Origin of the sequence: Aurantiacibacter flavus (genome assembly GCF_039710615.1) — a bacterium.
Taxonomy (GTDB): Bacteria; Pseudomonadota; Alphaproteobacteria; order Sphingomonadales; family Sphingomonadaceae; genus Alteraurantiacibacter; species Alteraurantiacibacter flavus.
Map to the genome: position 1 here is coordinate 283,867 of NZ_JBDLBR010000002.1, position 21,577 is coordinate 305,443.

The window sequence follows — 21,577 nt, forward strand, 5'->3', positions numbered from 1 at the left end:
TATGCGGGGAAGGGTATCTGTCACAAGCGGCCGAATACGGGTTCAAAAGCCGACCACGCGGTCATCATTGCCTCGCGATACACCGCGAAGGTACGCTTGAGGAGGAATCCCCATGCAGCGCGAAAAGGCCCGGCTGAAGGTGCTGTGTTCAGAATAGCCGAGCCGTAAGGCGATTTCCGAAATGGATACCGAGCTTTGCCGGGTAATTTCCAGCACGGCCTGGCGGATGCGGCATTCATCGACAATCGCCTGGAAACTTGTGTTGTCGGCTGCCAACCGCCGTCGCAACGTTCGATCCGAAAGCCCCAGTTCCGCAGCAACGACCGATTGGCACACCCTGCTGCGCCCAAGGCGACTGTAGACGGTCGCACGAACCTTGTCCTCGATAGGCTTGGCTCGGCGCTTTTCCTTCAGCGATCTGGCAAGGCCGGAAAGCTTTGGCGGCTCGAACGGTCTGCCCGGCCTCATCGGAAGGGCAAGGCAACTCGCCGGGAAGCGTATCATGTTGGACTCAGCGCCGGGATGGCACGTGAGACCGGATGCGCGTTCAAGTTGCTCAGCCAGCGTTCGGTCGGGCGTCTCGAGGAATATCTCCGCCTCGTTATGGGGAAAGTCGCAGGCGCTGAACATGATACGAGCCTTGATGGCCAGCGTGTAGATTGCGTCCTGATGGCGCGGCCAGATGGTAGGATCGAGGATGCGATAAGAGAGGGCAACAAACTCACCCTCGTCGATAAGCCGTAACTCCGTCAGATCCTGCAGCAGATCGAAGTAGGTGCACATCTGCCGCAGTGCGGCCCCAAGCGTCTGGGCAGAGCCCACCGCCCTGCCGATATCTCCGTAGTGAGGAAGATCGACAGCTTCGCCCACCTTCCACCCCAGCGCCTGTATTCCGGCCGAATGAGAGATAGCTTCGAGGGTGCCGACAAAATCGACCAATGCCATCGTTTCACCGAAATCGACAACCGGCGAGACAGGGCAGTTCTCGGCGATGTCGCGGTCCGCAAAGACCTGCTGCCAACCGTGAAGAGCGGAGCGTAGGACTTGCGGCTGACTCATTCGATATCGAACCCCTTTCTGCCAATGACAGATTAGAGACTGGATTGGTGCTGTATAGACATATTCCGTCAGAAATTGACACTTTATGTCACTAAGTCTGTTTGTTGAGCACAGTGACTTTCCTTGGCGGAGGCAGTCAAAATTTCGCGTGGCGTCGACATTCAGTCCGCAAAACAGGGAAGGGATCTCTGATAGCAGAAGGCGCTGCTCAGGGCATGAGCGCACTGTTCTCAGGGATAAGCGCGCCGCCATCGACCACGATGGTCTGCCCCGTCACGAAGGCAGCTTGGTCCGAGGCCAGATAGAGCATGGCATAGGCAATATCCTCCGGAGTCCCCAGCCGCTTGAGCGGGATCGATGCAGCCATATCGCGTGCCTGCTCTTCGTCTCCCAGAGCGTCCATTGCTTCCGTCGCAATAAGGCCCGGCTCGACGCCGTTCACTGTGATGAAATCCTTGGCCAGTTCCATGGCCGCAGCGCGGATAAAGCCGTTCAGGCCCGATTTTGATGCGGCATAGTGTGCAAGTCGAGGAAGTGCGACTCGCGGGCCTGTGACCGAAGAGGTGAACAGCAGGCGGGGTGAAGGAGCCTTTCGCAAGTGAGGCAGCGCAGCCTGAGTCAGCCAGAAAGCCGACATGAGATTGACCGACATTACCTCTTGAAGCTGCTCAAGGGTAATCGCCTCGATTTCGATTTGTGGAAATACTCCGGCGTTGTGGATGAGAATGTCCAGCTTGCCGTATTCGCTCGCCGCCTCGGTGACTGCCGCAATGCACGCGCTCTGGCTGGCGAGATCGGCGCATATCAGGCTGGCGCGTCCGCCCCGAGCGAGGATCGCGCTCTGCGTTTCCTTTCCGGCTTGTTCGCCCCGGGTTACGATAACTACGCTGGCACCCGCATCGGCGAAAACTGAGGCGATTGCGCGCCCGATACCTCTCCCTGCGCCCGTCACAACGGCGACGCGGTTTGCAAGAGTGAATGGCGCGTGGTTCGGTTCGATGTTCATAGAAGGCAACCTTCGCGTTCTTGGGGGCGATGCCAATGGCCGATTCGGCCAAGTTCGGCGTGCCAGAATCGATAGGTTGCCATCAACTCAGCGTGCGCCAATAAGGTAATCGTTCAATATCGGTGGGGTCATTAGTCTATGCAGAACATACCGTCGAAAGAGGCTGATTCCACTGTAGCAGCAATCATTCTTGGCACGATCGGTGTGCTTAGTTTTATCGTCCAGCCTGGCCTCGTGCAGGGGTTTGTTACCGAATATGGCTCGACCGAAGCGGTGGCGAATGGATTGGCATTCGCCGAGATGCTTGGCATCGCCTCTTCCACGATCCTGGCTGCTCTGATTTCAGACCGGTTCAGCTGGCGCTTGCAGTCCAGTCTGGCGTTGGTCGTCGCGGCTGCGGGATATGCTTTGTCCGGCCTTGCATCTGGCGGGGATATGCTCTCGATAGCCCGGTTCATCTCCGGTTTCGGTTCGGGCGTGGTGATTTCCATCAGCTTCGTCGTGGTCGGGGCTACCGCTCGCGCCGAACGCAACCTTGCGCTCTATCTCGTGCTGCTGCTGACCTATGGGGCGCTCGGGCTCTGGGCGATGCCGACCATCCTCGATACCGTCGGGCTTGATGCGGTTTTTTATGGCTGGGCTGTCATATGCTTGGCGGCCATCGCGGCTGCCCGGCAGTTGCCTGATCATGCATCGATTGTTGGCCAGGGCGATGCCCTGCAGTCCGAAATGTCATCCGGGCGAGCGCCATGGTCGGCTATCGTGCTGACCCTTGCAGGCATATTGGTCTACAACGTGTCGGTCGGCGTCGCGTGGGCAAATCTTTTCCTGATCGGCATTGATGCGGGGCTTGATGAACAGCCCATCGCCGATGCATTGCTTATCTGCCAGTTCACGGCCGTTGGTGGTGCGCTGGGCGCGGTTTGGTTTTCGGAACGGGTTGGAAATTTCTGGCCAGTGCTAATCGGGCTGCTGGGCGGGGCGGGGGCAATTGCCCTTACTCTTGGAATGCCCGACTATACTGCGTTCCTCGTTGCCCTGATCGCGTTCAACACCCTGTGGAACTTTGCGATGCCGTTTATTCTTGGTCTCGCCGCCAGCCTGACGCCATCGGGGCGTCTGATGTCGGCGGCCATAGCCTTTCAAATGCTCGGTCTTGCCTTCGGTCCGCTCGCCGCAAGCGAATTGCTTGGCGAAACATCCAGCTTCGAGCCGGTGAAGGAGCTCTCGATCGCCACCATGCTGATTCCCCTCGCGCTTCTTGCCTGGCCTCTTTTGCGGCGTGGGCGCGCCATCGGTGAGAGCAAGGCTGAACTCGTGAAGTGAGCGCTCAGCGGTAACAGAGCGACTTGGCATGAGCCCATGTCTCGCCGAGCATTGGATGAGAGGTGTGGAGCCGGGGTATTGGGGCTCACTAGGTCATTTGGGGCTCACTAGGTCCGAAGGTCTCTTTGCGTCTTATCGCCGTTGATCTGACGGTCCCTGGCGTAAGAATAATACTAAACAAATTTCAGTAATTGATATGTTTTCAGAGTAGACGAAACTTTGTCCGTTTTTGCAAAGCAGAAGACACAGGTCCGGACATTCTAACCCTTGCGTCGAACCCGTTGTAATCGACAATAGATCGAGCGGTGACGCGTGCCCGAATTAGCAGGAGGGCGCCACAGAGTTGGTTCAGGGGCCATCAGTTCCGGGTTTGGGCGTACCCGTAGTGAGGCCACTCTAAAATGGGGTGCGAAAATGACTTTCTGTACACATATCAAACCACGAATGCTAATGGCTGGCGTCGCGTTGACAGCAATTGGCTGGTCATCTCTGGCTTCAGCCCAAGACGGTGAGGGTGGAGCGAATTCGTCCGATGGCTTTGTCGGCAACGCAATCGTCGTCACGGCCCAGCGTCAGGCGCAGTCGCTTGATGACGTTCCGATAAGTGTGGCCGCATTCGACACTCGCGCAATGGACGAGCGCGGCGTCCGCAGTATTGACGATCTCTCGCAGATTTCTCCGGGCCTGGTCATCCAGCGCAGCGATACGCGTAACGCTTCGGCGGCGCGGATATCGATCCGTGGTATCAATTCGGCCGCAGGTGCAGCAACCACAGGCATCTATATCGATGATGTGCCGATCCAGGCCCGTAGTCTCGGCTATGCCAGCTATAGTGTTTTCCCGCAGGTGTTCGATCTGGAGCGCGTCGAGGTCTTGCGCGGTCCGCAAGGCACGCTGTTTGGTGCGGGTGCGCAAGGTGGCGCGGTGCGCTTTATCACGCCCGATCCGTCGCTCTACGACCTGTCGGTGTATGGACGGGGTGAGGTGTCGACCACCGAGAAGGGTGATGAAAGCTGGGAGCTTGGCGCTGCTGTTGGCGTTCCGTTGATCGAGGGGAAGCTCGCGCTGCGTGTCAGTGCCTGGCACCGCTTCGAGGGCGGCTATGTCGATCGCATGGTTTACGATCGCCCCAATGGTGGCGGACCCTACATATCATCCTTCTATCTCAATCACCCCTACTATCAGGCCACCTATCCGGGTTTGACGCCAGTTGACGGCACGCCTGAGCCCACAACAGGCACTATCGTCGAGAAAGATTCAAACTATCTCGAGACCGACATTGTGCGGGCGGCACTGCGATTTACGCCGACTGATGAGCTCGACATTACAGCTTCTGTTTTTTATCAAAACACTTACAGCAACGATTCGGCTACCTACTGGCTGAATCTTTCCGACGTCGAAAATCACGATTTCGTACAGGGCAATAATCAGGCTCAGCCTAGTAGTGACGAATTCTATATCCCTTCGTTGGAAGTCGAATATGATGCTGGGCCGTTCTCGATCGTATCGACTACTTCCTATTTCAAGCGTGATCAGGAAGCGTTCAACGACTACACGACGTTCGAGCATGCTATCTATTTCGGTTCGTATCTCTCCGATCTCGATGAATCGACGGACGCCTATCAGTTCAACGAACAGGAGAACTTTACCCAGGAACTGCGCTTCCAATCCAATGGGGGTGGGCCGGTAAACTGGGTGCTCGGCTTCTTCTACACCGATAACAAGCAAGAAGCGCGGCAATACAACGATATCAGCACATTGCCAGTGCCGTTCCCGGAGATGGGCTGCCCGCCTAGCCCGGTGCCTCCCTTCGTTGTGACTCCGCCGTTCTGCTATGGCGCCCCGGTGGAGGGAAGCGATCGTTCTCCGGTCGATGGGGCGGTGCTCGGCAATGCGCTCGACCCGATGACCCTCGACGAAACCCAGGCGGCGGTTTTTGCGCAGGTCGACTACGATATCACGGAACGGCTCACGCTGACCGCAGGTGTGCGCGTAGCAAAGACAGACGTCGATATTTCGGCGACCAACTACGGACCGATTGTTGGACCGGAACCCGTGATTGCCGAGGCTCAACAAAGCGAAACGCCGATTACTCCGAAATTTGGCCTGAACTATCAGATCAACGACGATACGCTCGTTTACGCGAGTGTTGCCAAGGGGTTCCGGACGGGAGGCGGCAATCCTGAAATTGGCCAGGGTTGTAACCTCAGCCTCTCACAGAATGGCTTGAGCTTCTATGACTCTGATAGCCTTTGGAGTTACGAAGTCGGTGCCAAGGGCGGGCTGTTCAATAACAGGCTGCAGATCAATGCCAGCGGCTATTATATTGAATGGGATAATATCCAGCAGAATATTGGCCTGCCTTGTGGCTTCCAGTTTGTCATCAATGGGGGCTCGGCGGTCAGCAAGGGCTTCGATGCGGATATAACCATTTGGCCAACCGATCAGCTGATGCTGAGCACTGCGGTTGGTTACAACCACGCCGAGTTCCGCGAAAATGTGCCCAACCCCGCAGGTGCAGGAAACCTGCTCTCGGCAGGAGACCGTGTCGCAGGTTCGCCTTGGCAGGTCGCCACCAGCGCAATGTACGAAGTGCCGATGGGATCGGTCGAAGGCTATCTTCGCGGCGATTGGAACTACGTTTCCGCGTGGCCGGACGAGCTGATCAACCAGAACCCCGCCAACACCAGCTATAATGCTGCCTTGCGTACGCAACCTGGCTACCATCAGGTCAATCTTCGCGCGGGGGTAAGGCTCGATACGTTCGATGTCTCGCTGTTCGTGCGCAACGTGTTCAACGATGCGCCCGAACTGGGATATGGCCAATCTCCCGCAGCGTTCAGCGCGGGAGGACCGGACCTGTATCAGGCAGTAACGGTGCGTCCGCGAACTTTCGGGCTGACGCTCGTCGGTCGGTATTGACCAAAAGAAGGAAGGGGGCGTCGCAAAGATGCCCCCTTTCTGCGTGTTAGAGCGCCGCACATTTTGTACGCTATTTGCAGGGTCTCCCATGACAAAGAACATTTCTTCTCTCGCCGCTACGCTGTGTCTCACTGTCTGCTGGAGCGGCTCTGCCGCGGCGCAACAAGACCTTGCGATCGATCCGAATTCGAGCCTGGTGATTGTCAATGGGCGCGTGATGACGCCCGGCGGGTTCGAAGAGGCAGTCGCGATCGAAAACGGAATTATTGTTTCGGTTGGTTCGACCGATGAGGTGATGCGGCAGGCTCAGTCGGGTGTGAGGGTGCTGGATGCCGAGGGTGGCGCGGTTCTGCCCGGTTTGCATGACCTGCATGTTCATTCCATCGGTGGCGGGATGGCGCAGACCTCCTGCGGTTTCAGGCCTGCCGCTCCGCCAGAAGAGATCCAGCAGGCCGTGGCTGCCTGTGTCGCGCAGGTCGAGGAAGGCCATTGGGTTCAGGGCGGCAACTGGATCGGCAATGTCTTTGCCGAAGGTGAGCAAACGAAGGCGCTGCTTGATGAGGTTTCACCGAAGAACCCGGTCTTGCTGTTCGACGAATCTCACCATAGCGCCTGGGTAAATTCCGCAGCGCTGGTAGCGGCCGGCGTGAATGCCGATACACCTGATCCGGTGAACGGGAAGATCGAACGCGGAGCGGACGGCGAACCGACGGGCGTTTTGCGGGAAGCCGCGATGGGGCTTGTCTCGGGAGTCATTCCTCCGCCAACCACCGCAGAAATGGCCGCAGCGCTGGGGATCGCTACCGACCTCATGCTGTCGTATGGAGTCACTTCCTATACGGACGCCGGGCTCGATCCCATTAGCATGCAGGTTATATCAGATGCGACCCGTTCGGGTGCCGTGAAGAACCGCATACGCGGGTGCATGATGTGGAACCCGAATGCGCCCGACGGCGGCCAGGCCGCTCTGGCCTTGATTGCGAGCCGCCATCGCTACGCTACCGACCGCTTCCAGCCCGATTGCGTGAAGACTGGTCTCGATGGTGTTCCAACGGAAAGCCATACGGCTGCGATGCTGGAACCCTATGCTCATTCGGAAGAAACCGGGATGAACAGCATTGCGCCCGATGTCCTGTTCCCCGCTGTCATCGATTTCGACCGGCAAGGGCTGCATGTGAAGTTTCATGCGGCAGGTGACGCCGCTGTTCGCAATGCGATCAATGCCATTGAGGCCGCCCGGACAACAAATGGATTGGGCGGGCCTTTCCATGACGTTGCGCATGCCAGCTTTGTTTCACCCGCCGACGTCGCCAGAGTAACCGAGCTTAATGCGAGCTGGGAGTTCTCCCCCTACATCTGGTATCCCTCCACAATCACGCGGGACATCGTCGTGGCGATTGGTCCGGAACGAATGGAGCGCTGGATCCCGATTGCGGATGCGCTGGACGCCGGAGGGCTCGTCGGGGCCGGTTCGGATTGGTCGGTCGTTCCCTCGATCGATCCGTGGCTGGCTATGGAAACGATGGTTACCCGGCAGTTGCCCGGCGGCAGCGAGGAAGCTTTGGGTGCCTCGCAAGCTGTGTCACTCGAGCAGGCTTTGCAGATTTTCACACTCAACGGCGCGCGCATCATGGGCCATGCGGATGAGGTCGGAACGATCGAGCCCGGCAAGTACGCTGACATTTTCGTAACGCAGCAGAACCCGTTTACGCTGCCGATTACCCAGCTTCACGAGGTGGAAGTGCGCTGGACCTTCGTCGAAGGCGAACTGGTCTATGATTCAGAAACGCCTCCCGCCTCGCTCGAAGGGGTGAACCGTTAATGGTGTAAGCCTGGTGCCCTCCCTCACAGGGAGGGCGGCAACCTGTGACGAAAGGAGACGGCAGTAATGGCATTCGATAGCATCACCCGCAGGTCCGCACTTATGGGTGTCGGCACGGCCGGGATGCTTGGAGCATTGCCAATTGCCGGAGCCTTCGCGGCGCCGCCCAATCCCGATCCTGCGGCGATTGTGGAGACAAGTGCCGGGAAGGTCAGGGGTGGGCTCGTTCGCGGGGTGCACCTGTTTCGGGGACTGCCTTATGGCGAACCGACTGGAGGAGAAAACCGCTTTCGCTTGCCCCGGCCGCGAAAATCCTGGGCTGGAGTGCGCGATTGCCTGACGTGGGGTGATCGGGCGCCTCAGGAGTTCATAACGCTGGACGCCGCTGGAGCCACCAGCGATCTTCGCCGCGATGTCGAGGATACCATGCCGACCTACCGGGATGGTATGAGCGAGGACTGCCTCAATCTGAACCTGTGGACCCCGACACTGGAGCGTGGTGCCGGGCTGCCCGTGCTCGTCTGGCTGCATCCAGGCGGTTTTGAGTTCGGGAGCGCAAACCTTGCCTTCAGCGACGGAACGAACATCGCCCGACGCGGAGATGCGATCGTTGTGGGGGTCAATCATCGCCTGGGCGCGTTGGGCTTTCTACATCTCGAGGATCTCGCTGGCGCCAATTCGTCGTTCGAAGGCAACCTTGGGCTTCACGATATCATCTTGGCGTTGAAATGGATTCAAGCCAACATTGAGGGATTCGGAGGCGATCCGGATCGGGTCATGATTTTCGGAGAGTCCGGAGGCGCGCGCAAAGTTTCCACTTTGTTGGCGATGAAGGAAGCAGAGGGGCTCTTCTCGCGAGCAGCCATTCAGAGCGGGCCTGGCATTCGCTTCCCGTCGAACGGCAGTCAGACCAGGCGCACGCAGTTCCTGCTTGAAGAGCTTGATCTTTCGGTGCGCGAGCTAGAGCGTCTGCGAGACGTTCCGTACGAACTGATCGTGCGCGCCGGAGTGCGGGCGGGGCAGCGCATTCGGGCCCAGCTCGAGCCAGGTGTGCCCTTTTATGAAACCTATGGTTTTGCACCTGTCACTGGCGGCGGACTGGAAGGGCCACCTTTCGATCCTGCCGCTCCTGCGACCTCGCATCATGTTCCGATCTTGATCGGCACCAACCGGCACGAAATGTCCCTGTCCTACACTGCGGACATGCGTTTCGACGTGGTTGATGACCAACAACTTGCCGTAGAGGCGGCAAAGATCGCCGGAAACCATGCCGACATCCTCTTGGCGGGTTATCGCCGGGGCTATCCTGAGGCCTCGAACCGCGACCTTCTGCTGATCATGACGGCCGATCATTCGCACCGGAAAGACTCGATTACATTGGCAGAACGCAAGCTCCAATTGGGGGGCGCGAACGTGTTCATGTACCGTTTCGACTGGGAGAGCCCGGTCTTCGGCGGGCTAATGAAGGCAGCGCATACCTACGAGATACCGCACGTCTTCGACAATACGCAGCTCTGTTCCGGGATGACCGGTGGAACAGTCGATGCCCTGGTCCTTGCCAAAAAAATGAGTGATGCCTGGGTCGCCTTTGCGCGTGACGGCAGCCCGCAAACGGCGGCCTTGCCGAATTGGCAACCCTATGACCTGAACAGTCGCACGACGATGATCTTTGATGACGACTGTCGTGTCGTTTCCGATCCGGGCCAAGCGGAAAGGTTGCTCTGGCGACAGATCGAACGCGACCAAGGCCTCTGGTCTTGAACACAACACCCCGGCGGCGCGTGGCGGCGAGCCTTCGCGGATCGTAATATCCGACGCCGAAAGCGTGGCTGCCTTCTGCCAGCAAGTCGATAGGCTGCGGGTTGAACGGATCAGGCCACTTCTTTGTCCTCATCTGACAAGTTCGTGCGTCCCTCGTGTCTACTCTTTGCCCTGGAGCGGGCGTCCGAACCGCTCACAGACAGCCACCAGATTGGGCGTCGGCAAATCAAGTAATGAGGAAATCAATGAGCAACAGTTTCTGTATCCGAAATCGGCTCGCTGCCGGAGTTGCGTTAAGTGTTCTAGCGATGCCCGTCGGAGCATTCGCGCAAGCTGGGGAAAATGCGCCAGATGGTAGCCGGGCGCGAGCTGCGCCAAGCAACGAAATCGTCGTTACCGCCACCCGCCAGGAGGAAGTCCTCAGCAGGGTGCCGGTCAGTGTTGCCGCGTTCGGAGAGGAACAACTGGACGAGCAGGGCGTGCGCAACATCGATGATATTGCCCTTATTGCGCCGGGCCTTCAGGTAAACCGGACCGACTTCCGCAACGCAGCTGCTGCACAGATTTCCATCCGTGGCATCAGTTCCACTGCTGGGGCGTCAACCACCGGTATCTACATCGATGACACGCCGATTCAATCGCGTAGCCTTGGCTACACCAGTTATTCCGTGTTTCCTCAGGTGTTCGATCTTGAGCGCGTCGAAGTCCTTCGTGGCCCCCAGGGGACGTTGTTCGGTGCCGGTTCGCAAGGCGGAACGGTTCGTTTCATCACGCCCACGCCTTCGCTTTACGATTACAGCGCATATGGCCGGGCCGAAATCTCGACGACCGAAAATGGCGCAGAAAGCTGGGAGGCCGGCGTCGCCGTGGGCGGCCCGATTGTGGAAGACCTTCTGTCGTTCCGTATCAGCGCGTGGCATCGCCGCGACGGGGGCTATGTCGATCGTGTGAACTACGATCGGCCCGGCGGCGGCGGACCCTATGTGTCGGCTTTTTACCTTCAGTTTCCCAATTTTCAGGCCACCTTCCCCGGCCTGACCCCCTCCGATACCTTGTCGGAGCCGACCACGGGCACCGTGGTGGAGGAAGATTCGAACTATCAGGAGGTGGATGTCTTGCGCGGCGCCTTGCGGTTTGCGCCCAGCGAGAATCTGGACATCACCGCCTCGGTGTTCTGGCAGGACATTTATAACAACGATTCCGGCTCCTATTGGCTCAATCTCTCAAACCCAGACGAGAACGAATATCGTCAGGGCAACAACCAGGCCCAGCCAAGCCACGACGAGTTTATCTTGCCGTCGCTGAAAATCGAATACGATGCCGGTCCGGTAACGATCGTCTCGAACACATCCTACTTCGACCGCAAGCAATCTGCTGTTAATGATTATACTGCGTTCGAGCGGGCAATTTACTACGGATCGTATCTTAGCGATCTGGACGATACCACCACATCATATGTGTATAACGAACAGCAGAACTTCACTCAGGAACTGCGTGCCGAAGCCAGCGATCTGGGCGGTCTCGATCTTGTGGTTGGACTGTTCTACACCAAGAACGATCAGCTTGCCCGCCAGTTCAACGACATCTCGACGGTCGATGCTTCATTCCCTGATGGCGGGTGCCCGGCAGGACTCACCCCGCCGATCTGCTACGGCGCACCGGTGACCGGTGGCCCCAACGCACCGCTCGATGGCGCGGTGTTTGGTAATGTGCTGGATGCAGCCACTCTCGATGAAGAGCAGCTGGCCGGTTTTGTTCAGGCGGACTATGAGATTGCCGAAGGTGTCACGCTGACGGCAGGCCTGCGGGTTGCCGATACCAGGGTGGAAATCGGCTTCGACAACTATGGTCCGATCGTCGGGCCGGTTCCTGTCATCGCCAGTGCCGTTCAGGAAGAGACGCCGGTTACCCCAAAGTTCGGTCTCTCCTGGCAGGTTAACCCGGATCATCTCTTTTATGTCAGTGCCGCCAAGGGCTTCCGGACCGGTGGCGGTAACCCCGAGATCGGTCAGGGTTGCGGCTTCTCGCTGAATGCCAACGGCCTTGGTACTTACGATTCCGACAGTCTCTGGAGCTATGAGGCCGGTGCGAAAAACAATCTGTTCGGTGGTCGCCTGCGTGTGAGCACCAGCGCCTACTATATCGACTGGCAGGACATTCAGCAGAACATCCTGCTGCAGTGCGGCTTCCAGCTCGTGGTCAATGGTGGCTCGGCCATCAGCACAGGCTTCGACAGCGAGATTGCGCTGGAGGTCACCGACTTCCTGACCCTGTCCAGCGCCATCGGTTACAATCACACCGAGTTTCAGGAGGACGTGCCAAATCCCACATTGCCTGGAACAAACCTGATTTCCGAAGGCGATCAGGTGGCGGCTCCCAGCTGGCAGATCAGTTCCAGTGCCGCCTTCCGGTATCCGGTCGGTGCCAACGACGCCTACTTCCGGGCGGATTGGCAATACGTTTCTGACTATCCGGACGATCTGACTTACCTGAACCCGCAGAACGCTGCATCGTTCAATCGTTCGCTCGGTGTCGTTGGGGACTATCACATCGTCAATCTGAGGGCGGGAATTGCTCTCGAGAATTTCGATGTTTCCGTCTTCGCCAAGAACCTTACTAATTCGAATCCTGAATTGGGTAGGTTCGAATCTGTGGACGCGTTCAGTGGAGCCGGGCCGAACCTGGTCTCCGGCTTTACCTTGCGTCCGCGAACCTTTGGTTTGACGGTAACCGCCCGCTATTGAGCCTCGTGTAGGGGGGCAGGGCGGAGCGACGCCCTGTTCCCCATGTACGTTAGCCGACCGAAGGGCCGAGGTGGCATTCGCCACCTCGGCCTTTTTCGCGCCGGCTTTTACGACTGAGACCGAGTGGTATTTCCGGTTTCGGCATGCGCCCAGGACTGGGCAACAAACAAACAAAGGCCTGCGCTTGGAAACCAAGCGCAGGCCTTTTTGTGGTAAGTGTTGTCAGACCTATAGTCTGACTAGCGTGCCTCTTATTCGCCCCCGTTGAGGTTTGGGTCGCCCATTACGAATTCGCCTGCGAGCATTGTCGCCAGGACCTTGGTGCTGTGAACCGTTTCGATGGGAACCTCGAAAATGTTGCGATCGATGATGATCAGGTCAGCGATCTTTCCGGGCTCCAGAGTTCCGACCTTGTCGGACCGGTACATGTGCCGGGCTGCATTGATCGTGAACATGTCGAATGCCTCTTCGATCGTAATCGCTTCGCGGCCGCCGACCTGGGGCCCATCGGTGACGCCGGGTGGGCGGCGGGTTACAAGCGTTTCGAGCGCCAGCCAGGGATTGACCGAAGGCACAACGTTCCAGTCAGAGCCTGCCACGGCGAAAACGCCAGCATCGAGCGCCTCGCGAACCGGGGTGAAGCGCTCGACGCGCTCCGGCCCCACCGCCTTGGTAATGCCATCGACAATGGGTGAATCGAACCAGATGTATGGTGAGAACTCGAGCACCGCGTCGATCTTTGCGGCGCGAACGAGGTCTTCCGGAGCCACGAAGCTATTGTGCGAGACATCGTGGAGAATGCCGGTCAGGCCGTTGGCTTCCCTTGCCGCCGCGATCGCGTCGAGGCTCTGCCGGACGGCAGCGTCCCCCGCTGCATGGAGCTTTACCGTAAGGCCCATCGCATCATAGCGTATCATTTGCTGCTCAAGCGACTCGGTTTCCACAAAAAGCATTCCGCGATCGCTGCGTTCGCTGTGGCCGGCGTGGGTATCGGCATAGGATTCGAGCATGGCCGCGGTGTGGCTATCTGTCGGAACGCCATCGGTGATGAGCTTGACGCAGGAAGGCGAGAAGCGATCACGCGCGTAGACCTGCCTCATCGCGATCAGCTCCTGATCGCCGCCAATCATACAACCCCGGACATAGGGGAGCATATGACGGCTATCCGCAAGGTCGGCATAGGCCTGGGCGACACTGCCCGAAACGAGTGCATCTTCCATGGAAGTGATGCCAAATCCAAGGATGTAATCCAGAGCGGCACCCAATGCCTGGGCACTCTGTTCACGCGTAGCCGGTGGGACCAGCCGGGCCACCAGTTGACTGGCGGATTCCCGAAGAACGCCGGTCGGATCGCCATTCGCGTCGCGCTCGATAATGCCCCCTTCGGGATCGGGCGTGTCGCGATCGATGCCGGCCATTTCCAGCGCCAGACTGTTGGCCCAGGAGCTGTGAATGCTGACGTCAGTGAGCAGCACCGGGTTTTCGGGGGCGACACGATCGAGCATTTCCTTGGTCGGCGTGACCCCGAGCGCGGCCGGTTCGTAGGCACGACCGGTAATCCATTCTCCCGGAGACTTCTCCGCTACGCACCCGCTCACGGATTCGAGGGCTTGGTCGATCGTGCTATCGGGATGGACCTCACACTGCATCGAAGCCATGCCGCCACTAAGCGGATGGACATGCATGTCGTGGAGACCCGGGAGGACCGTACGACCCGCAAGGTCGATCACACGCGCGCCAGGTGCAGCCGCAACCCGGACAGTTGCCTCGTCTCCCATTTTGAGAATGACTCCGTCCCGGAGCGCCATCGCCTCGACCCAGGCGTCGTCCATTCGGATTTCGCCGTTGATGAGGATCATGTCGGCACTCGGGGCTTCGATCGAACCACCCCCAAGCTGAGCCTGTGCCGGCATCGGCAAGGTCAAGGACAGAACGGATGCCGTACAGGCGAGAAGCAACTTACGCGGGATCATTGGACAGTACCTCCAGAAATACTAGGGACTTATTCGCCGGAATCGAAAACCTTCTCACCCTCGATGTAGACTTCGAGAACGGTGGTCTGGTGCACCTGGGAAATCGGAACCTCAAAAATGTTCTGGTCGAGGATGAGGAAGTCGGCCAGCTTTCCGGTCTCCAGCGTTCCAAGAAATGCTAACTCGCCGCGGCTTCTGGCCGCATCATGGGTGAACAGGTCGAACGCATCCTTCAGGCTAATACGCTCGGCCTCGCCCAGAACGGGGCCGCCACCGCCCGGCGCTTGTCGGGTGACCAGCGTCTCGATTGCCAGCCATGGGTTGGCCGAAGGCGTTACGGGCCAGTCCGAGCCCGGAACCGAATTGGCGCCTGCTGCCAATGCATCGCCAACCGGCACCCAGCGCTGCATGCGTTCGTTACCCACCGCACGCTCGATATCGACCGTGATTGGCGAAGGGAACCAGATGTACGGCGAAAATTCGAAGGTCGCGCCGACTTCGCGCGCGTGTTCGATATCGGACATTTGCGCGAGGCTCGTGTGACCCACATTATGCATATGCGGCGTAAACCCGTTCGCATCGCGAGCCGCCGCTATGGCGTTTACGCCGGCGCGCACTGCGGCATCGCCAGCAGCATGAAATTTGACGGTCAGCCCGTCCGCGTCGAGTTCCGTGACTAGATCGGCCAGTTCGTTCTCGGGTATCATGAGCAGGCCGCGCTCGCGTCCTTCGAAGCCTGCCTGACCATGTGGCATGTACGGTTCGACCAAGGCTGCGGTATGGCCGTCCGTGGGCACTCCATCGAGCATGATCTTCACGCACGACGGATCGAACCGGGCGCGCTTGAACAGCGCGCGGTCGGTAATGAGGCTCGAATCTCGCACCATCATGCATCCACGCACGCGTTGCTTAAGCCGCCCTTCGTCGGCGAGCTGGGAATAGGCCAGGGCGCCCGCACGCGACACGCCTGCGTCGTCGAAGCTGCTGATCCCGTAGGCGAGCAGGTGATCCAGCCCCCAGGCGAGAGCCTCTTTGTTCGCCTCCAACGTCGGACCAGGAATCTGTGAGAAAACCAGCCGTGAGGCGCTTTCCCGCAGGATGCCCGTGGGTTCCCCATCGGGACCGCGTTCGATCACGCCCCCTTCAGGATCGGGCGTATTCCGATCGATACCGGCAATCTCCAGCGCGCGCGAGTTCGCCCAGGTGGAATGGCCGCTGATATCGAAGAAGAGCATCGGCTGGTCGCTCGAAATTTCGTCGAGCATATGGCGGTTCGGCGGGGTGTCTCCGAACGAGGCATTGTCATGACCGTTGCCCACCACCCACTGGCCTGCTTCCTTGGAGGCCGCACAGGCGCGGATCGTAGCGAGGGTTTGATCTTTGCCACCGCCCTGGACAATCGCGCAATTTTGGGCGTTGAGACCAGCGCCCATGGGGTGGACATGCATGTCATAAAGCCCCGGAACGACAAGGCGCCCGGCTGCATCGATTATTTCGGTGTCAGGAGCCAGGAAAGGTTCGACATCCGTCCGCGACCCGATGGCAATGATGGCGCCTTCCCGAATCGCCATAGCTTCGGCCCAACCGTCCGCCGACAAGATGCGGGCATTGCTGACCAACATTTCGGCACGTGGCGTTGGAACGGCTTCGCCAGGACCGTGAAACTGCGCCGAAGCGCCGCTCGCCATCAACATCGCGCAACTGGCAGCAAGGTATCGTGGCGCTCTCATTTTCTGGTCTCCTGCTCTACAGACGGAGGGAAGTTTGCAGGCATCTTGCCGAGCGACTACTCGACCAAAGACTTAGGTTGCGGCGGCCTCAGACTTTGGCCGGATATACAAAGCACTGAAGCGCAGTTTGCCGGTAACCCCGATTTCGCAGGAAGCATAGAGGACCCATGGTGCAGCCAATACCAGGAACAGTCGTTGATCAGTTGCTTGCTGCTATCCGCAACCTCATGCCCATCGCAGGAGCTAGCTGCTACTTTGTGGATGAGCAGGGGCGCCCCTTTGGCCATCGCCTCAATGGTCTCTCGCGGGAACACTTGCAGGAATACCGGCATGATTTCTGCGAACGTGATCCCTTTTTTCCGGCCCTGCATCAGCCGTCCGGAAAAGACATTGTCTCCCTCGAAGACATCTCAAGTCAGCGCGATACTGCAGGCTACCTAGAGGGGTTCCTGCATCGCTACGGCTATTGTGATGAAGTAGAAATGTTCTTTAGGAGATCGGACGGACGCATTGCCATGGGTGTCGGAATGATCCGCGATGAACGGTCGGGTAGATTTCGCACTAGTGAGCTTGAGCTAATCGCAAAGGTAAAGCCCTTTCTGCAACTGACTCTCGCTGCCTACCTCAATACCAATACCGAAGGCATGCAATGGCGGACTTCCTCATTCGCGAGCCAGCTCACGACGCGCGAAGTTGAGGTTGTGGAACATCTGCTCGGCGGAGCAAGCAATCGGGAAATCGCCAACCTTTGTAACGTTACTGTCGCTACAGTGAAGGCCCATTTCTTCAATATTTTTGACAAGACCGGGGTCACATCGCGTACGGAACTGGTGGCACGAATACTTACTCAGTAGGCTGACCCTATAAGCTATATGGAGTTAGCACCTCTGGAATAACCATGCTGTAGGGCGCACACCGAACCGAGCGAGCTTTTCCTTATTACATTCGCGATTTAAGTGCGAATTGACGAAATATATTTTCGCCGTTCTTGTCAGTGGATCGCAAGGTCGCCACCATCTTTTGTAGGTGGCGCCTGAGCGCCATGACCTCGTCAAGTTCGAGCTCCGACATAGCAAAGCTTGCGACACGGCGGGATTCGGGCCGCATCTCTTCCGCAAGCTCCATCCCGGCCTGCGTTAGTCTGAGCGGTCGTCGGCGACGGTTTGCTTCATCTTCCCTGGCAACAATCCGGCCTTGCTTCTTCAGCTTCGTAACCGCCCTATTGATGGTCATGATACTGACGCCAATCGTGTTGGCCAGTTCACCGGCGGTGACCTCGCCTAACTCACTTATCATCAGGAGCGTCCGATGCTCGTTCAGCGTCAGGTCGTGCCGTATTCCCAGATGCTCGCTGTATGGGGCGGTGAACAGATTGCTAAGTTCGAGCACCAGAAAGAGCGTCTCTTCCGCGATCCGTGCAGGATCTTCCGTATCGGCTGAAGCCATCAGAATGGGATCTTCCATCGTATCAAACACCATAAAAGCCTTCCATTAGACCAATCTCAAGGCTTGGCAAACGGGGGGCTGCCGCCAGCACATGTAACATGTGATATGTTAATGGCGAATTTTCCCTCTAGACTCTCGCGTTTTTTGTCTCATAATGCATATCAGGCGATATATAAAAAGATTGCTTGGGAGATGATGATGAACAGACCGATCCAGAAAGCCGTCACCCTGCTCCTGGCGACCACATCAGTGCTCGCAGCGGGTGAGGTTTCAGCACAGACATCCGACAGCTCGGTCGGGCGGGCTGAAAGCGAAGACCAAATCGTCGTCACCGCGCAGTTCCGTGAGCAGGCGTTGCAAGATACCCCGATCGCAATCACGGCGATGAGCGCTGACTTGCTTGAATCCCGAGGCCAGGAAACGGTCGCGGATATTGGTAACTTCACTCCCAATGTGAAACTTTCCCAGTCATCTTCGCTGGTCGGAAATTCGCTGATCGCCTTTATCCGCGGTGTGGGCCAGTTTGACTCGAATTTCGCGCTCGAGCCGGGAGTCGGAGTCTATGTCGACGATGTCTATTACGGGACGACCTTCGGTGCCGTTTTCGATCTAAGCGATCTTGAGCGTGTCGAGGTATTACGCGGCCCGCAGGGCACTCTCACAGGCAAGAACTCGCTGGGCGGGGCGGTTCGCCTGATTACGCAAAAGCCTGATGGCAATGACAATGGCTACGTCGAAGCTACATATGGCGCATATGACCGGATGGAGCTGCGCGCTGCTGGCTCGATAACGCTGGCCGAAGGGCTCTATGCGCGGGTTTCGGGCCTAATGAAGCGCGCCGACGGCTACATGACCTTGCTTGATTACGGGTGTGCCAACCCTGGCTCGGGTATCGCGCCGAGCCCTGCGGCGGGCAATGGGTGTGAAATGGGCACCGAAGGCGGCCAGGATGTAAAAGCGCTGCGTCTGAACGTCCGCTATGCGCCTGCTGGCGCACCAATCGAAATCAACCTGTCGGCTGACATCGCCAGCGATACTTCCGAATCCGTAGCCACGAAGCTGCTGTTTGCAAGCAATCCCGGCGTGCGCTCTTATGATGCCGATAACCTGGCCGGTGGTGTCCCGTTCGACGATCGCTTCATTACTGGTCCGGAAAGCTACATTTCCTATGCCGATTATTCGAGCGGCGGTAACTACACGACCAATTTCGGCACTCCTCTCCAGGTCCTGCCTGGAACCTTCGATGCAGAGCCACGCAGCGAAGCCAACAGCTTCGGCGTTTCGGCCAATATTGTTTATGAGATGTCAGAAAATATCAGCCTGACGTCGATCACCGCCTATCGCGAAGCCGACGGCTATGCCGGTATCGACATCGACGGCTCGCCGCTTGCTATCCTGACGCAGGCCTACGATCTTTCGCACAAGCAATTCACGCAGGAATTGCGCATTTCGGCCGCAATCGGGGATGCGGCGGATTTGACGGTAGGCGGTTTCTACTACGAAGCGGACGACCTCCTGGCGAACCGTACCAAGATTCCAAGTGTGCTGTTCGACTTCCTGAGCAACGATCCTGTCGAGACGACGAGCAAGTCTCTCTTCGCGCACGTCGAAGTTCGTCCGGCTCCCGATCTCACTTTGATCGGCGGGCTTCGCTATACCGATGATCGCAAGACTTACGAATTCAGCCGGCGCAATCCGGACGGTTCGCTTCCTTCCGGAATTCCACTGACCACCAATTTCCTTGTGGCGGGGCTGGACGGCGAAGTGGGTGTATTTGACGATGATCGGCTCGATTATCGCATTGGCGTGAACTATCGTTGGAGCGATGCGCTGATGACCTATGCGCAGGTCGCTACGGGCTTTAAGGGCGGTGGGGTCAATCCGCGTCCCTATGTTGCGGATCAGGTTGTGCCGTTCGGTCCTGAAACGCTGACCAGCTACGAAATTGGCTTCAAGAGCGATATTGGCGGACGTGTGCTCCGTTTGAATGGAGCCGCTTTCCTGAACAAGTTCCAGGATATTCAGATCGCGCTGCTGCAATGTCCGTTCAGCGCGAGCGTGATTTGCGGTTTGCCAGCAAATGCTGGCGATGCGGATGTCAAAGGCCTTGAGTTGGAAGCTGTCTTGCAGCCCGTTGCCGGGCTCCGCTTCAATGGCGCGCTTGGTTATCTGGATTTTGAATACACGGACGTCGATCCGCTGACCGGCGTGACCGAAGATATGGTCGCCCCGTTCGTAAACGAATGGCAGCTATCAGCCGGTGTGGAATACGAAGCCGCTCTGGGCAGCGGATATCTCACGCCGCGGCTTGATTGGACCTATCAGTCGAGCTTTTATTTCAATGCGGTTAATAGCTCGGACAATCTGGTGGACGGCTACAGTCTGTTCAACGCCCGCCTTTCTTATGAAAGCGGGAACGGCAACTGGACCGTGTCTGCGGCGGTGACCAACCTGTTCGATAAGTTCTACTATATCGGCCTGAACGAGAACATTGCCGCCTACGGCGTGTCTACGGGGATCGTGGGACGTCCGCGCGAGTGGTCCATATCGCTGCGGCGCAACTTCTGAGGCAGGTGAACATGCAACCTTCCAACTCCCCCACTGCTTCAGCCCCCGCTTCCGAAGAGATACAACGGCTCCGCCGGGCGGTTTTCGAGGACGAGAACAACCTCTTGCTCAACCGCTCGATCGAGCACCTCTTCAACGTCTCGCCAGTAGCTGCCGGTGATAATGTCTGGACGTTGCCGCGATATGATGGGCCCGCTGATTTCACATATGAATACGATGGGGAAGTGCACCCGGCGCATGATGTGATCGAGAACACCTTTACCGACGCGCTCATCGTTATCCGGAACGGTCGCGTGGCGATGGAGGAGTATGCCAACTTCGCGCGGGAAGACACCCGGCTGCTGTCTTTCTCGATGGGTAAGATTCTCAATGCGGTGCTTGTCGGGCTGGCCATTGCCGATGGCGCCATCCAATCGGTTGACGACGAGATGACCAAGTATCTGCCGGAATTTCGTGGCACCGACTGGGATGGAACCACGCTTCGGCATATGCTGCTGTTCCGCACCGGGATGGAATGGGACGATTACCCCTACAAGCCTGGCGAAGCGCGGGATTCACACGAGAACTCTTTCATTCGGACCGTCGCGCATTATCATGCGCCGGCCCGCAACTTGCGCCGCGCGCATCCTCCGGGCAAAGTTTTCAATTACAGCAGCCTTGAGACTTCGCTGATGGGCGCGTTGCTGGAAAATGCTTTGGGCGAGCGGTTGAACGGTTACTTTTCGCGAAGGCTTTGGCAGCCTGCGGGAATGGAGGCTGAAGCGTTCTGGGTGCTTGATGGCGACCCTGAAATGGGCGGACGCGAAATCACCGGTGGAACCTTCAATGCTGTTCTGCGTGATTACGGGCGCGTGGCGCTGATGCTTGCCCAAGGCGGAAAAGCGAACGGCAAACAGATCCTGCCGCAGGCGTGGGTAGAAGACATGATGAGGCCAGGGGGGACGGAAACGTTCGAGATGAACCCGGGCCACAATTACGGGTATCAGACCTGGACGATCGACGGGACCAAGGCGATTGCCAGCATCGGTTCGGGTGGCCAGTTCCTTTATGCCGATCCCGAAAGCGATACGGCGATCGTGAAGATGAGCCACGCGCCCCAGGCCTATCCCGATTTCAAGCCATCAGCGGAGGAGACGCAGGCATTTCTGCTCGCAGCCTCCGCCTGGCAACCCCGATAGACACGCAAGGTTTCCCTATGCCCAATCTCTCAAAAGTCGAAA

At 58.1% G+C, this 21,577-nt stretch carries 13 protein-coding genes; 8 read left to right on the plus strand and 5 right to left on the minus strand.

Features of this window, described 5'->3' with window-relative positions; all coding sequences use genetic code 11:
* Nucleotides 1–42: 42 nt before the first annotated feature.
* Nucleotides 43–1,059 carry an AraC-like transcriptional regulator QhpR gene (gene qhpR / locus ABDJ38_RS06030; RefSeq protein WP_346784178.1) on the minus strand — a complete coding sequence of 339 codons (1,017 nt, stop codon included), beginning with the start codon at nucleotides 1,057–1,059 and terminating at the stop codon, nucleotides 43–45.
* Nucleotides 1,060–1,267: 208 nt separating this feature from the next.
* The gene (locus tag ABDJ38_RS06035; protein ID WP_346784179.1) at nucleotides 1,268–2,065 is read right to left on the minus strand and encodes an SDR family oxidoreductase; all 798 of its coding nucleotides are present in this window, start codon (nucleotides 2,063–2,065) and stop codon (nucleotides 1,268–1,270) included.
* Between the two features lie 138 nt (nucleotides 2,066–2,203).
* On the opposite strand from ABDJ38_RS06035, the gene ABDJ38_RS06040 reads away from it, so the two are divergent.
* From ABDJ38_RS06040 to ABDJ38_RS06060, 5 genes are all read left to right on the plus strand, one after another.
* Nucleotides 2,204–3,391 (plus strand): MFS transporter, encoded by a 1,188-nt coding sequence (locus ABDJ38_RS06040; protein WP_346784180.1) that lies wholly within the window; start codon nucleotides 2,204–2,206, stop codon nucleotides 3,389–3,391.
* 414 nt (nucleotides 3,392–3,805) lie between these two features.
* On the plus strand, nucleotides 3,806–6,313 hold the full coding sequence (locus tag ABDJ38_RS06045) for a TonB-dependent receptor (RefSeq protein ID WP_346784181.1): 2,508 nt from the start codon (nucleotides 3,806–3,808) through the stop codon (nucleotides 6,311–6,313).
* A gap of 88 nt (nucleotides 6,314–6,401) precedes the next feature.
* A complete protein-coding gene (locus tag ABDJ38_RS06050; RefSeq protein ID WP_346784182.1) occupies nucleotides 6,402–8,135 on the plus strand; it encodes an amidohydrolase in 1,734 nt (577 codons plus the stop codon).
* A gap of 66 nt (nucleotides 8,136–8,201) precedes the next feature.
* The gene (locus ABDJ38_RS06055; RefSeq protein ID WP_346784183.1) at nucleotides 8,202–9,896 is read left to right on the plus strand and encodes a carboxylesterase/lipase family protein; all 1,695 of its coding nucleotides are present in this window, start codon (nucleotides 8,202–8,204) and stop codon (nucleotides 9,894–9,896) included.
* Nucleotides 9,897–10,141: 245 nt separating this feature from the next.
* Entirely contained in the window at nucleotides 10,142–12,640 is a 2,499-nt protein-coding gene (locus ABDJ38_RS06060) for a TonB-dependent receptor (protein WP_346784184.1), read from the plus strand.
* Between the two features lie 251 nt (nucleotides 12,641–12,891).
* On the opposite strand, the gene ABDJ38_RS06065 is transcribed toward ABDJ38_RS06060, so the two are convergent.
* Both ABDJ38_RS06065 and ABDJ38_RS06070 read right to left on the minus strand, forming a co-directional pair.
* Nucleotides 12,892–14,553, minus strand: coding sequence for an amidohydrolase (locus ABDJ38_RS06065; protein ID WP_346784185.1), 1,662 nt, complete (start codon nucleotides 14,551–14,553; stop codon nucleotides 12,892–12,894).
* Nucleotides 14,554–14,642: 89 nt separating this feature from the next.
* Entirely contained in the window at nucleotides 14,643–16,343 is a 1,701-nt protein-coding gene (locus tag ABDJ38_RS06070) for an amidohydrolase (RefSeq protein ID WP_346784186.1), read from the minus strand.
* 167 nt (nucleotides 16,344–16,510) lie between these two features.
* Between ABDJ38_RS06070 and ABDJ38_RS06075 the strand changes: the two genes are divergently transcribed.
* Nucleotides 16,511–17,197 carry a helix-turn-helix transcriptional regulator gene (locus ABDJ38_RS06075; RefSeq protein ID WP_346784187.1) on the plus strand — a complete coding sequence of 229 codons (687 nt, stop codon included), beginning with the start codon at nucleotides 16,511–16,513 and terminating at the stop codon, nucleotides 17,195–17,197.
* 85 nt (nucleotides 17,198–17,282) lie between these two features.
* Here ABDJ38_RS06075 and ABDJ38_RS06080 read toward each other — a convergent pair whose 3' ends face one another.
* A complete protein-coding gene (locus tag ABDJ38_RS06080; RefSeq protein ID WP_346784188.1) occupies nucleotides 17,283–17,822 on the minus strand; it encodes a MarR family winged helix-turn-helix transcriptional regulator in 540 nt (179 codons plus the stop codon).
* Nucleotides 17,823–17,900: 78 nt separating this feature from the next.
* On the opposite strand from ABDJ38_RS06080, the gene ABDJ38_RS06085 reads away from it, so the two are divergent.
* Both ABDJ38_RS06085 and ABDJ38_RS06090 read left to right on the plus strand, forming a co-directional pair.
* Nucleotides 17,901–20,357 (plus strand): TonB-dependent receptor, encoded by a 2,457-nt coding sequence (locus tag ABDJ38_RS06085; protein ID WP_346784189.1) that lies wholly within the window; start codon nucleotides 17,901–17,903, stop codon nucleotides 20,355–20,357.
* Between the two features lie 11 nt (nucleotides 20,358–20,368).
* Complete coding sequence (locus tag ABDJ38_RS06090; RefSeq protein ID WP_346784190.1) at nucleotides 20,369–21,535, plus strand: serine hydrolase domain-containing protein; 1,167 nt, start codon at nucleotides 20,369–20,371, stop codon at nucleotides 21,533–21,535.
* The last annotated feature ends 42 nt before the right edge of the window (nucleotides 21,536–21,577 follow it).